12 protein-coding genes are annotated in these 12,674 nt (G+C 73.2%); 4 read left to right on the plus strand and 8 right to left on the minus strand.

All coding sequences use genetic code 11. From position 1 onward, the window contains the following. Positions 1–14: 14 nt before the first annotated feature. Together AB3388_RS20660 and AB3388_RS20665 are read right to left on the minus strand one after the other, a co-directional pair. Positions 15–749, minus strand: coding sequence for a SemiSWEET transporter (locus tag AB3388_RS20660; protein ID WP_495407197.1), 735 nt, complete (start codon positions 747–749; stop codon positions 15–17). A 265-nt stretch (positions 750–1,014) separates the two neighbouring features. Continuing rightward, complete coding sequence (locus AB3388_RS20665) at positions 1,015–1,860, minus strand: mycofactocin-coupled SDR family oxidoreductase (protein WP_495407198.1); 846 nt, start codon at positions 1,858–1,860, stop codon at positions 1,015–1,017. A 215-nt stretch (positions 1,861–2,075) separates the two neighbouring features. Between AB3388_RS20665 and AB3388_RS20670 the strand changes: the two genes are divergently transcribed. The 3 genes from AB3388_RS20670 to AB3388_RS20680 all read left to right on the plus strand — a co-directional run bounded on the left by AB3388_RS20670 (position 2,076) and on the right by AB3388_RS20680 (position 4,489). Next, positions 2,076–3,017, plus strand: coding sequence for an AAA family ATPase (locus tag AB3388_RS20670; protein ID WP_495407199.1), 942 nt, complete (start codon positions 2,076–2,078; stop codon positions 3,015–3,017). 75 nt (positions 3,018–3,092) lie between these two features. Further along, the gene (locus tag AB3388_RS20675; RefSeq protein ID WP_495407200.1) at positions 3,093–4,019 is read left to right on the plus strand and encodes a vWA domain-containing protein; all 927 of its coding nucleotides are present in this window, start codon (positions 3,093–3,095) and stop codon (positions 4,017–4,019) included. A 50-nt stretch (positions 4,020–4,069) separates the two neighbouring features. Continuing rightward, positions 4,070–4,489 carry a hypothetical protein gene (locus AB3388_RS20680; RefSeq protein ID WP_495407201.1) on the plus strand — a complete coding sequence of 140 codons (420 nt, stop codon included), beginning with the start codon at positions 4,070–4,072 and terminating at the stop codon, positions 4,487–4,489. Here AB3388_RS20680 and AB3388_RS20685 read toward each other — a convergent pair. After that, positions 4,463–5,332, minus strand: coding sequence for a DUF817 domain-containing protein (locus AB3388_RS20685; protein WP_495407202.1), 870 nt, complete (start codon positions 5,330–5,332; stop codon positions 4,463–4,465). The genes AB3388_RS20680 and AB3388_RS20685 overlap by 27 nt on opposite strands. Positions 5,333–5,445: 113 nt before the next feature. On the opposite strand from AB3388_RS20685, the gene AB3388_RS20690 reads away from it, so the two are divergent. Then, complete coding sequence (locus tag AB3388_RS20690; RefSeq protein WP_495407203.1) at positions 5,446–6,432, plus strand: ornithine cyclodeaminase family protein; 987 nt, start codon at positions 5,446–5,448, stop codon at positions 6,430–6,432. Between the two features lie 42 nt (positions 6,433–6,474). Here AB3388_RS20690 and AB3388_RS20695 read toward each other — a convergent pair whose 3' ends face one another. The 5 genes from AB3388_RS20695 to AB3388_RS20715 form a co-directional block, all read right to left on the minus strand. Beyond that, positions 6,475–6,939, minus strand: a complete 465-nt coding sequence (locus AB3388_RS20695; protein WP_495407204.1) for a DUF8821 family protein — start codon at positions 6,937–6,939, stop codon at positions 6,475–6,477. Positions 6,940–7,174: 235 nt separating this feature from the next. Beyond that, positions 7,175–10,057 (minus strand): vitamin B12-dependent ribonucleotide reductase, encoded by a 2,883-nt coding sequence (locus AB3388_RS20700; protein WP_495407205.1) that lies wholly within the window; start codon positions 10,055–10,057, stop codon positions 7,175–7,177. A 95-nt stretch (positions 10,058–10,152) separates the two neighbouring features. Further along, positions 10,153–10,686, minus strand: coding sequence for a transcriptional regulator NrdR (nrdR, locus tag AB3388_RS20705; RefSeq protein ID WP_495407206.1), 534 nt, complete (start codon positions 10,684–10,686; stop codon positions 10,153–10,155). A gap of 388 nt (positions 10,687–11,074) precedes the next feature. Continuing rightward, complete coding sequence (locus tag AB3388_RS20710) at positions 11,075–11,884, minus strand: hypothetical protein (protein WP_495407207.1); 810 nt, start codon at positions 11,882–11,884, stop codon at positions 11,075–11,077. A gap of 140 nt (positions 11,885–12,024) precedes the next feature. Beyond that, the gene (locus tag AB3388_RS20715) at positions 12,025–12,591 is read right to left on the minus strand and encodes a LysM peptidoglycan-binding domain-containing protein (protein ID WP_495407208.1); all 567 of its coding nucleotides are present in this window, start codon (positions 12,589–12,591) and stop codon (positions 12,025–12,027) included. Between the last annotated feature and the right edge of the window lie 83 nt (positions 12,592–12,674).

Below are 12,674 nucleotides of genomic sequence, written 5' to 3' on the forward strand. Positions count from 1 at the left end.
GGTCGCCGGAAGCGTCAGACCGCGGCGGCGAGCACCGCCCGCGCGTCGGCGGGGCAGGCGAACGCGCGCGGCAGCCGACCGGTCCGCACGGCGACGGCCGGCCGGTGCGCGGCGGGCGGGCCGGCCGGCGCCGTCCGCCGGGCGCGGAGGACGCAGCAGGTGGCGACGGCGCAGCACAGCCCGAAGCCGGCCGAGAGCCACATGGCCGGCTGGTGGACCAGCAGCCCGTAGCCCAGCCAGGACGTGCACGACCCCGCGCCCAGGTACCACCGCGCCGGGGACATGCCGGAGAGGTCCCGTGCGGGGTCGAACAGGATGCCCAGCAGCTGCGGCAGCGCGGCGGCCACGCCGACCAGGGTGACCACCGAGCCGAGCGTCCCGGCGACCGCCGCCGGGTCGGCGCCGAGCAGATCCACCGCGACCAGGCTGACCCCGGCCAGCGTGGCGAGACCGGCGGCGCCGGACGCGGTGCCCCGCAGCATCGCGCGCGAGCGCAGGTGCGGCTGGGCGGCCAGCAGGGCGGCCAGCACGGCCGCGTTCCCCGCGCCGACGACCGCGTTGGTCACGGTCTGCGCCGCGTCCCCGATGAGGACGCCGAAGGTCAGCCAGCAGAGGTTGAGGGCGACGGCGAGCCAGGTGCTCGTCGGGGACAGACCGAGGGTGCGGCCGTGCCGGCAGGAGAGCCAGACCTGGGGCCAGACGACGGTGATGCTGAGGGCGGCCGCGAGGAAACCGAGGGCGGCGATCATGGTGGAGCGAGGTTCCGTTCAGGAGGACGAGAGGGGCGTGGCCACCGGTCGGTGAACTCGCGTTCGCCGATCGGAACCCTCGTCGCTGAGCGGTGCCGCAGATGCTGGATCGATGACCACAGAGGTCATCGGCGCGATGCGCCCGTGACAGGAGGCGCTTCGTCGTGATCGTTCTGTGATGCTCGTCGCCCCCGCTCCACGAGGGGACGGCGCACAGCAACGCCGTGGTCACCGGGCGACGGGTGACCACGGCGCGCGTGGGCGGTCAGGCCTCGGGCGGGATCCGGTAGGGCGCGGTGCCTCCGGCGTCGACCTGCAGGGTGATGCCGGTGACGTAGCGCGCCTCGTCCGAGGCGAGGAACAGGACGGCGTTGCTGATGTCGACGGCCTCGACCCACGGGATCGGCAGCGCGTTGATCGCCCGGAAGCCCTGGGCGGCCTCCTCGCGGCTGGCCCCCGGCAACCCGAACAGCTCGTACATGGCCGGGTTCTGCACCATCGGGGTGTCGACGGTGGTGGGGTGCACGGAGTTGACCCGGATCCGGGCCGGCGCGAGCTCCACGGCCAGCGTCCGCATGAGCCCGACGACGCCGTGCTTGGCCGACGTGTAGTGCGCGAGGTTCGGGAACGCCACCAGCCCCGCAGTGGAGCTGGTCAGGATGATCGAGCCGCCCTCTCCGCGGTCCACCATCGGGCGGGCAGCGGCCTTCACCGTCTTCCAGACACCGGTCAGGTTGATGTCGAGCATCGTCTGCCAGTCGTCCTCGCTGAGGTCCATCGCGGGGCCGAAGGTCCCGATGCCGGCGTTGGCGCAGACGATGTCGATGTGGCCGAACTGGGCCATGCCCTCGTCGACCGCGGCCTGCAGCGCCGAGAGGTCGCGCACGTCGGCCTTCCGGGCCACGATCCGGCGGTCGAGGCTCTCCACCTCCTTCACCGTCTGGTCCAGGTCCGACTGGTTGGCGCCCGGATAGGGCACGCCGGGGACGTCCTCGCAGATGTCCACGGCGATGATGTCGGCGCCCTCCTGGGCCAGGCGGACCGCGTGCGACCGCCCCTGACCGCGTGCGGCTCCGGTGATGAAAGCTACCTTGCCCTGCACTCGTCCCACTTCGCGTGCCTCCCCTCGGCGACGGGCTCTCCGCCGAGCCCGTCCCCCGACCGTGGCGCGGGTCACACCCCGGGGTCAAGGGCAGGCCCGCACCCGTGGTGGCGGACGGCGGGCGCGGGCGGTAGACAGGCGGCGACCGTGCACGCCGCGCACCCCGGGAGGCGGTTCTGACCACCGACGCCCCGCTGTCCGACCCGGCCCTCGCCGGCACCCGCGTGACCCGCGACGAGGCCGCCGCCGTCCGGGAGGCCCGGGCGCGCATCGCCACCCACCTGGTCGGGCGCGGGCGCGAGCTCGACCTGCTGCTCGCCGCCGTCGCCGCCGGCCGCGACGTGCTGCTCGAGGGGCCGCCCGGGACCTCCAAGTCGACGCTGCTGCGCGCCATCACCGCCGAATGGGGCATCCCGCTGCTGTTCGTCGAGGGCAACGCCGACCTGACGCCGTCCCGGCTGGTCGGGCACCACAACCCGGCACGGGTGCTGCGCGAGGACTACTCCGAGGCCAACTTCGTCGCGGGCCCGCTGGTGGAGGCGATGCGCACCGGCGGCTTCCTCTACGTGGAGGAGTTCAACCGGGCGCCCGAGGACACGCTGAACACGCTGCTGACCGCCATGGCCGAGCGGCGGATCGCCGTCCCGCGGGTGGGCACCGTGGAGGCGCTGCCGACGTTCCGCGTCATCGCCTCGATGAACCCGTACGACAACATCGGGACGACGCGGCTGTCGACGTCCGTGCACGACCGGCTGTGCCGCCTGTCGGTCGACTACCAGGATGCCGAGGCCGAGCGCGGCATCGTCGACCGGCGCACCGGGATCTCCTCGCCGCGCCTGGTCGCCGACGCGGTCGGGCTCACCCGGGCCACCCGCGAGCGCGAGGACGTGCAGCAGGGCAGCAGCGTGCGGGGCGCGATCGACGTCGCGCTCATCGCCGCGCAGCTGGCCACGATGCGCGGTGTCGACCTGCCGGACGACTCCTCGATCGACCCGCCGCGAGGGCTGCCCGAGGCGTACACCGCCCTGGTCCTGGACGCGATGCTCGTGGCGCTGTCCGGCCGGATCCATCTCGAGGAGACGATCGAGGAGACGCCGGAGGACGTGCTCCGCCAGATCTGGGAGGACCACTTCCTGCTCAGCCCGGCGGCCGCGCAGCCCGGTTGAAGGGCGGTCGAGGCCGACTCCCCGGTGCGCCGGCGGCGCGACTCCCGCGCGAGCCGGTCGCGGACCCTGCGGCCGTTGCGCCGCCGGCCCAAGCAGCTCACCGAGGAGCCCTCGCTGTTCGCCCCGGCCACGGGCGGTCAGGGCGGGCTGGTGCTCTCCGCCCGCGACGCCGGGCGGCGCGGTCCCACGGCCCGGCAGCGCGGGAGCAGCGCGCCGGGGACGACCGACGAGCCGGCGCAGACGATCGCGCTGGCCGACCTCGGGCTCACCGACGTCGACGAGCGGGTGGCCCGGCAGCGCGCGCGGGAGATCGCGGCCCGGCTCGCCATGCCCCGCCCGCGCCGCGACACCCACGCCCGCCGCGGCATCGGCGAGCTGGAGAGCGTCCCGTACCGGGCGGTCGCCGACGACATCGACCTCGACCGGACCCTCGACGTCCTGGCCGGCAACCCCGTCCCGGAGGACGACGACATCATCGTGCGCGAGCGGGAGCGCACCCGCCGGTCGGTGGTCCTGGTCGTGGACGTCTCCGGGTCGATGAAGGGCGAGCGGGTCCGGACGGCGGCGGCGGCCGTCGGCGCACTCGCCGGGGAGCTGCACCGCGACCAGCTGGCCGTCGTGGCGTTCTGGTCCGACGCGGCCGTCCTGGTGCGCCTCGGCGAGCCGGTGTCGCCGCTGCGGGTGCTCGACCTGCTGCTGCGCGTGCCCGCCCGGGGGCTGACCAACGTGGCGTTCGCGCTGGAGGTGGCCGGCCGGCAGCTGGCGAACGTGTCCCCGCGGGACGCCCGGGTGCTGCTGCTGTCCGACTGCGTGCACAACGCCGGCCCCGACCCGCGCGCGACCGCCGCGCGGCTGCCGCGGCTCGACGTCCTGCTGGACACCTCGGGTGAGGACGACGTCGACCTCGGCCGCGACCTGGCCCGGCTCGGCCGCGGGCGGGTCCGGCTGGTGCGCGACCACCGCGACGTCGGGCGGGCGCTCTCCGCCGTGTTCGCGCACTGACCGGGCGGCGATCACAGCCCTTTCCCAGGAGCCGGGACTACCGTGCCGCCATGACCAGGCCGGTCCGCACGTCCCGCCCGCTGCTCTCGTCGCTGGTCGTCGGCGCGGCGCTCGTCGCCGCCGTCGGCATCGTCGGCTGGCTGCTGCTGATGTTCGTCAAGGGCACCGTCGTGCTGATCAGCTGGGCGCTGGGCATCGCCCTGGTCGTGCTGCCCCTGCTGTTCGCCCGCCGCATCGTCTCGGGGCACGCCGGCGTGGAGCGCCGGCAGCGCCTGTGGACCGTCGGCCAGGCGGTGGCGATCGGGGTGGCCCTCTGCGCGATCGCCTACTTCGTCGGCGACCACGGGTGGCTGCTGATCGCGGTGCCCGCCGCGGTGGTCGCCGTCCTGCGGGTGGTCCGGGCGGTGCAGGCGCGGCGGGACAAGCGCCGGGTGCCCGCGCGGTCAGGGGGCGGCGTCGCCCGCCGCTGACGCGACGGGCTCGACGGCGCCGGTCGCGACGACCGGTCGCGGGAGCCGCCGCGCTGCGGTGCCGGCCCGGAGCACGGTCCGGTCGCGCACGCTCCCGTACAGCTGCCCCTCGTAGGCCTTGACCGCCGCGACCAGCACGATGCTGACGACGACGAGCAGCGACCACGACCCGAGCTTGGCGGGGTGGACCAGCGTCCACACCGACTCCTGCGACGGGTACTGCCAGGCCCGCAGGAACGTGGCGGCGTTCTCCGCGGCCCAGAGGAAGAAGCCGATGAGGCCGAAGGAGAGCGCGAGCGGCATCGCGTAGCGGTGGCCGCCGACGGTGAAGTGCACCCAGGTGCGCCTGGTCGCGAGCAGCAGCGCGGCGGCCAGCACGAGCCGCGCGTCCCACATCACGGAGGAGGTGAAGAAGTTCAGGTAGATCAGGCCGGCCACGGCGGCCGTGGTGCGGGCCCGGTAGGCGGTGATCCGCAGGTCGAACCGGCGCCACGCCTGGCAGACGTAGCTGCCGACGGCCGCGTACATGAATCCGCTGTAGAGCGGGACGCCGCCGATCGTCGCGACACCGGTGTCGGGATAGGACCACGAGCCCTGCCGGACCTTGAACAGCTCCAGGGCCAGCCCGACGACGTGGAAGCCGAAGATCACGGCGACCTCGCGCCCGGTCTCCCAGCGGACGAGCCAGAGCACCAGCGTGACCGCGAGGCACCAGATCAGCAGCGCGTCGGCAGGATCGACCGGGAGCGGCACGAGCCGGACGAGCGCCAGTCCGAGGAAGAACAGGACAGCGAACAGGCAGCACTGCGCCTCGACCCACCCGAACCGCAGCAGCTGTCTCACCCGCGGAAGGCTAGGTGAGCCTCGGCGCGGGCCGGTGCGCCCGCGCCCGCACGCGTGTCGGCCGTCGCGGGGCGCGTTGACCCCGACCGGGACCCGCGCGGAGCATCTGCCGGGTGCTGGTGCTCACCGGCGATGAGATCGCCGCCCTCCTGGACCTGGACGCACTGATCGACGCGCTCGGCCCGGCGATGGCCGACCTCAGCGCCGGCCGCGCGTCGGTGCCCGAGCGGACCGGGGCCGTCGTCCAGGACGCGGACGGCCGGCTGCTCGCGATGCCCGGGTACGTGCCCTCCCAGGGTGCGCTCGTGACCAAGCTGGTCTCGCTGTTCCCGCGCAACGCCGGAACCGCGTTGCCCACCCACCAGGCGGTGATCGTCGTCTTCGACGCCGCGACCGGCGCCCCGGCCGCGCTGCTCGACGGGACCGTGATCACCGCCGTCCGCACCGGCGCCGGCTCGGCGTTGTCCGCGCGGCTGTTGGCGCGGGCGGACGCGTCGGTCCTGGCGGTGCTGGGCACCGGGGTGCAGGCCCGCTCGCACACCCGGGCGATGGCGAGGGCGCGCCCGCTCCGCGAGGTCCGGGTGGCCGGCCGCAGCCAGGTCCGGGCCGAGTCCGTGGCCGCGGACCTGCGGAAGGAGCTCGACGTCGAGGTCCGCGCGGTCGGCTCCTACCGGGAGGCGATGGACGGCGCCCACATCGTCTGCGCGACCACCCACCCCACCGATCCGGTGGTGCGGCGGGAGTGGCTGGCGCCCGGTACCCACGTGACGTCCGTGGGCTGGGCGCCCGGCGGCCGGGAGGTCGATGACGCGACGGTCGCCGAGGCGCTGGTGTGCGTCGAGTCGCGCGGGGTGGCGCTGGCACCTGTCGCCGCTGCGGGCAGCGCGGATCTGGCCGAGCCGCTGCGCGGGGGCCTCATCACCGAGGACGGGATCGTCGAGGTCGGCGAGCTCGTCGCCGGCACCCGGCCGGGCCGCACCACCCCGGACCAGATCACGCTGTACAAGTCCGTGGGCGTCGCGGTGCAGGACGCCACGGCGGCCACCCTCGTGCTCGCTGCCGCGCGGACCGCCGGCGCCGGGCGCGAGCTGGTGCTCTGACCGCGACCGACCGGCGCCGGCCGCGTACACGTTCGTCCCGCCTCAGTACTCACCCTTGATCACGAAGAAGGATCCGCGGATCGTGCCGGCCAGCTTCGACTTCTGGCGCGCGAACTTGAAGCGGGACGCGAGTTCCTCGGGAACCTCCATCCCGTCGGACAGCTTGAACCCCACGGCGCGCTTCTTCCCGTCCTCCAGGCCGTACATCACGTTGATCGACAGGCCGGATTCGTAGAACACGTAGGCCATCCGGGTCCCGTCGACCTCGAAGGTCGTGGCCTCGAGCGGACGGGACGAGATGACGAGGTCGCGCTCCTCCTCGAGGATGCGGTGCACCCAGTCGACCGTCTCCGCTGCTTCGGGCGCGGGGTCGACGGTGAAGACGTGGCCGAACTTGTTCTTGTAGTAGCGAGCCTCGTTGGCCCTCAACCCGGCGAGTGCCTCGGGAACCGGCGACGACTCCAATCCGACGGTGGACACGTTCTCGAAATCGACGACCTGCGACACCACGACCTCCCATCGACCAGTCCGGCAGCGGACAGTAGCGGGTTCACCGCAGTGCGGGCGTACCGCTCCTCCCTCTCCCCCGGACGGCCAACGGCCCGGTCCCTGGAGGAGGAACCGGGCCGTTGGACGGGGCGCGCGAGCCAGGAGATGTCCCGCCGACCGCACTCGGGACCATGCTGACCGGGATCAGGTCATGGCCGGCCGCGCCGGCGGGGACATTTCCTGGCCGTTCACATCAGCTGCAGCCGCTGGTGGAGCCGCAGCCCTCGCAGACGTAGCAGCTGCCGGCGGGGCGCATCTTCGTGCCGCAGGTCATGCACAGCGGCGCGTCGGTGGCAGTGCCGGTCACCAGCTCGAGCAGTTCCGCCGAGGAGTGCGCCTCCTTGACCGGCTTCTCGGTCGCCTTCGACGAACCAGCCTCGGGCTTGCGCTCGTCGGTCGGCGCCGAGCCGCGCAGCGCCTCGAGGTCGACGTCCTCCTCGACGACCGTGCCGGCCGACGCCGAGGTGCCGTAGCCGGACACCTGCGCCGCCCGCTCCTCGGCGCTGAAGATGCCGAGGGTCGCGCGGGTCTCGACCGGCAGGTGGTCCAGCGCCAGGCGACGGAAGATGTAGTCCATCACCGACTGGGCGATCCGGATGTCCGGGTCGTCGGTCATGCCGGCCGGCTCGAAGCGCATGTTGGTGAACTTCTGGATGTAGGTCTCCAGCGGCACACCGTGCTGCAGCGCGATCGACAGCGCGATGGAGAAGGCGTCCATGACACCGGCCAGGGTCGAGCCCTGCTTGCCGAGCTTCAGGAACACCTCACCGAGGCTGCCGTCCTCGTACATGCCGGCGGTCATGTAGCCCTCGGCACCGGCCACGCTGAACGAGGTGGTGACGCTGGTCCGCTTCTTCGGCAGCCGCTTGCGCACCGGGTGCGACAGGGCCGCCGGGGCGGCCTCGGTCTTGGCCTCCGCCCCACCCTCACCGCTGGCCTTCTTGGCCTTGGCGTCGGACAGCGGCTGGCCGACCTTGCAGTTGTCGCGGTAGATCGCCAGCGCCTTGAGGCCGAGCTTCCAGCCCTGGAAGTAGATGTTCTCGACGTCCTCGACGGTCGCCGACTCCGGCATGTTCACCGTCTTGCTGATGGCGCCGGAGATGAACGGCTGGACCGCCGCCATCATCCGGACGTGGCCCATTGGCGAGATGGCCCGCTCGCCCATCGCGCAGTCGAACACCTCGTAGTGCTCCGGGCGCAGGCTCGGCGCGTTGACCACGTGGCCGTGCTCGGCGATGTACTCGACGATCGCCTCGATCTGCTCCTCCTGGTAGCCCAGGCTCTTGAGCGCGCGCGGCACCGTCTGGTTGACGATCTGCATCGAGCCGCCGCCGACCAGCTTCTTGAACTTGACCAGCGAGAAGTCCGGCTCGATGCCGGTCGTGTCGCAGTCCATCATGAAGCCGATGGTCCCGGTGGGGGCCAGGACCGAGGCCTGCGCGTTGCGCCAGCCGTTGTCGGCGCCGATCTCCAGGCCCAGCTGCCACTGCTCGGTCGCGGCCTTGAGCACGTCGGCGTCGTCGGCGCCGACGGGGCGGATCGCGTCGTTGGCCGCGGCGTGCTTGCGCATGACGCGGGCGTGCGCGTCGGCGTTGCGGGCGAAGCCGTCGTACGCCCCGACGATGCCGGCCAGCTCGGCCGAGCGGCGGTAGGCGGTGCCGGTCATCAGCGAGGTGATCGCCGCGGCGAGGGTCTGGCCACCGCGCGAGTCGTAGGCGTGGCCGGTCGCCATGAGCAGCGCGCCGAGGTTGGCGTAGCCGATGCCCAGCTGCCGGTAGGCCCGCGTGGTCTCGCCGATCGGCTCGGTCGGGAAGTCGGCAAAGCAGATCGAGATGTCCATCGCGGTGATGACCAGCTCGACGGCCTTGACGAAGTTCTTCGAGTCGAACGTGCCGTCGGCCTTGAGGAACTTCATCAGGTTCAACGACGCCAGGTTGCACGAGCTGTTGTCGAGGCTCATGTACTCCGAGCACGGGTTGGACGCGTTGATCCGCCCGGTCTCGGGGTTCGTGTGCCAGTCGTTGATCGTGTCGTCGTACTGGATGCCCGGGTCGGCGCACTCCCACGCCGCCTGGGTGACCTTGCGGAACAGGTCCTTGGCGTCGACGGTCGAGATGACCGCGCCGTCCTGCCGGGCCCGCAGGCCGAACTCGGTGCCGTCCTCGACCGAGCGCATGAACTCGTCGGAGACGCGGACGGAGTTGTTGGCGTTCTGGTACTGGACGCTGGTGATGTCCTTGCCGCCGAGGTCCATGTCGTACCCGGCGTCGCGCAGCGCGCGGATCTTGTCCTCCTCGCGCGCCTTGGTCTCGATGAACTCCTCGATGTCGGGGTGGTCGATGTCGAGGACGACCATCTTGGCCGCGCGGCGGGTGGCGCCACCGGACTTGATCGTCCCGGCGGAGGCGTCGGCGCCGCGCATGAAGCTGACCGGGCCGGAGGCGGTGCCACCGGAGGAGAGCAGCTCCTTGGAGGAGCGGATGCGGGAGAGGTTCAGGCCGGCGCCCGAGCCGCCCTTGAAGATCAGCCCCTCCTCCCGGTACCAGTTGAGGATCGAGTCCATCGTGTCGTCGACGGCGAGGATGAAGCAGGCGCTGACCTGCTGCGGCGCGCTCGTGCCGACGTTGAACCACACCGGGGAGTTGAAGCTGAAGTACTGGTGCAGCAGCATCCAGGTCAGCTCGTGCTCGAAGATCTCCGCGTCGCCCTCGGTGGCGAAGTAGCCGTACTCGCGGCCGGCCGCACCGTAGGTGAGCACCACCCGGTCGATGAGCTGACGCAGGCTGTTCTCGCGCTGCGGGCTACCCACCGCGCCGCGGAAGTACTTCGTGGTGACGATGTTGGTGGCGTTGATGCTCCACTCGGCGGGGAACTCGACGCCGCGCTGCTCGAAGTTGATCGAGCCGTCACGCCAGTTCGTCATGACGACGTCGCGGCGCTCCCACGTCACCTCGTCGTACGGGTGCACACCCGCGGTCGTGAAGACCCGCTTGACCTTCAGGCCCTTCCCCCGGGCTGGCGCCTTGCCCCCGCGACGTGCTCGGGTGGGGGTCAGGCGGTCGTCGGTCTCGGTCATGAGTTGGAGCTCTCCCTTGGTGCGGCAGCGGCTGGGGAAGAACCGCAGTTGTGTGCTGCTCGGACTGGTGTATCGGCTGGTACTGACAGTTTTTTTCAGGTGCCGGTGGACGGCCGGCCGCCCCGGCGGCGGGACGGCGGGGCGTCGGGCTGCATGCCCGGCAGCGGCGGGGTGCCGCCCGGCAGGTGCCGGGCCCGCAGCTCGGTGATCTCCTTCTCGAAGTCCTCGAGGGAGTCGAACGCGCGGTAGACGCTGGCGAAGCGGAGGTAGGCCACCTCGTCCAGTTCCCGCAGCGGCCGCAGGATCGCCAGCCCGACCTCGTGGCTCGGCACCTCGGCCGCGCCGGTGGCCCGGATGGCGTCCTCGACCTGCTGGGCCAGCTGGGCCAGCTGGTCCTCGTCCACCGGACGGCCCTGGCAGGCCCGCCGGACGCCCGCGACGACCTTGGCGCGGTTGAACGGCTCGCTGACCCCGCTGCGCTTGACGACGGCGAGCACCGCCTCCTCGACGGTGGTGAACCGGCGCCCGCAGGCGGGGCAGGAGCGACGGCGACGAGTGGTCGCCCCCTCGTCGGCCTCGCGGGAGTCGATGACCCGGCTGTCCGGGTTGTGGCAGAACGGGCACCGCACGGCGATCCGCCTCCTCCCCGAGCCTCGCTCAGAGCCTGTCCGCCGAGCCGGCCTGTGGACCCTCCTGGGGACATCCGGTGGACGCCCGGGGGAGAACCTGAGGACCGCTTGTGGAAGAACTACGGCTCTGTAACTACTAGATGTAGGGGAACCCTAGGCGCGGCTCCACTACATGTGCAAGAGGACGCACGGGGGTTGTGTTCCACCGAGACCCGCCCGTGACCAGCCGCAACAACTCGCCGCAGCCGTCACACGACACGCCGCGCGACGCGCCCGCGAGGAGGCCGGCGATGCGGTAGAGGGGCATGCTGCGCGACCCCGGGCCGGGGGGCGCGAGGCGGACGCCGGACCGGTCCGGCGACGGCCGACGGGCCGCGGGCCGCCGGGCTCAGACGCCGGTCAGCGAGTCGTCCCGGCGCGCGCTGCGCGGCCGCGGCACCGACCCGCTCCGTCCGACGTCACCGAGCCGCATCGGCCGGGTGAACAGGTCCGGCTCCGGCGACAGGGCGCCGGACCCGGACCAGTCGGCACCGGGGACGCCGGGCCAGGTGTCGTCCGACCGGGCGCCCCACACCTCCGCAGCGCGGGCCGCGGGCGTGCGGACCTCGAGCGGCGAGTCGGTCACCGCGGCCCGGACGCCCGTGTCGACAGCACGGTGCCGGCCCGCTCCGGACGGCGACGCCGGAGCCCGGTGCCGTCCCGCCCGAGCCCCCACCGCCGGGAACTCGGCGGTCTCACCGACGACGCGCGAGTCGGCGCGCCTCCGGCCGGCCGGATGCACCGCTCGGCTGGCGGCGTCCTCACGGACGGCGGGCAGCCCGCGGGCGCCGGGCAGCTCGCGCACCTGCGGGACAGGGCGCACGCCGGGCGCCGCGGGTCGGCCACGGCGTGCCGGACCGGTGGCCGAGACGTCGGCGAGGCGCAGGCTCCGCGTGGCCGCCGGGTCCTCCGCCGGGGCAACCGCGGGCTCCGGGGCGACGGACAGGTGCGGCTCGGGCAGTCGCAGACTGCTCAGGTCGGTCCAACTGGACTCTTCGACCCCGCCGACGGTCAGGCGCACCCAGACCTGGCAGGCGCCGCCGGCGTCGTGCCGCCAGCCGAGCAGCGATCCGGGCAGCCACTCCCCCGCCGAGTACACCTCGACGTCCTGCGGCTGACTGGTGAACACCGCTGCACGACTCTCCATGACGCCTGACACGCGACGACGGTAAGCGGTGGAGTCAGTACGCAGCGTGAAGGCGCGGGTACTGAGGGTTGACGAAGTCGGCGTCCCGATGTTGTCGGAGTCTTCGCGGGCCGGCCGGGCACCGACAAGCGACCGCTCTCGCCATCGGGCACTCACGGCAGCTGCAGCACCTGACCCGGCACCACGTCCGCGCCGTCGATCCCGTTGAGCTGCTGGATCTCGTACACCACCGCGCGCACGTCGTCGCCCGCGTCGGCGACGGCGGCCGCGATCGACCACAGCGTGTCACCCGGCTCGACCACCACCGTGCTCACCCCGGCGAGACGCAGATCGCCGCCCGCGCCACCGGCGACCAGCGGTCCGAGCCAGGAGCCGACGGCAACCGCCGCCGCCAGGCCGAGGGCGACCAGCAGCCGGCGGGCGCGCGGGGTGAGGCGCAGCGGAGCAGCCGGCGTGCGGGATGGCGTGGCGCAGCCGCCCCGGACCGGGCGGCCGGCCGCCGCGGGGCGCCCGGCCGGCGCCGAGGACGCCGGACGGGCCGGCGGGGCGAGGGGGGAGGGCGAGCGGCCCACCCGCTCGCCGGGCCGGACCGACCGGCCCGCCCGCGCGGGCCGCCCCGTCTCCAGCGGACGATCACCCGAGACGGACCGGAGCGAGGGCCGCCACGGCGCCTGCACCGCCTCGTCGAAGTCCAGGACTGCCTGCTGCACGCTTCCCACGACACTCTCCTCCCGCCGATCCCGACACCGCGTCGTTCTCGAACGCGTGTTCGATTCGAACGCCCGTGCGAATGTCTACCGGA

It is taken from the genome of Geodermatophilus sp. SMS 5-13, from assembly GCF_059428245.1.

Coding starts and splice junctions, on each gene's coding strand:
- AB3388_RS20660 (WP_495407197.1), bottom strand. CDS start 749: ATGATCGCCGCCCTCGGTTTCCTCGCGGCCGCCCTCAGCATCACCGTC.
- AB3388_RS20680 (WP_495407201.1), top strand. CDS start 4,070: ATGACCAGGCCGGTCCGCACGTCCCGCCCGCTGCTCTCGTCGCTGGTC.
- AB3388_RS20700 (WP_495407205.1), bottom strand. CDS start 10,057: ATGACCGAGACCGACGACCGCCTGACCCCCACCCGAGCACGTCGCGGG.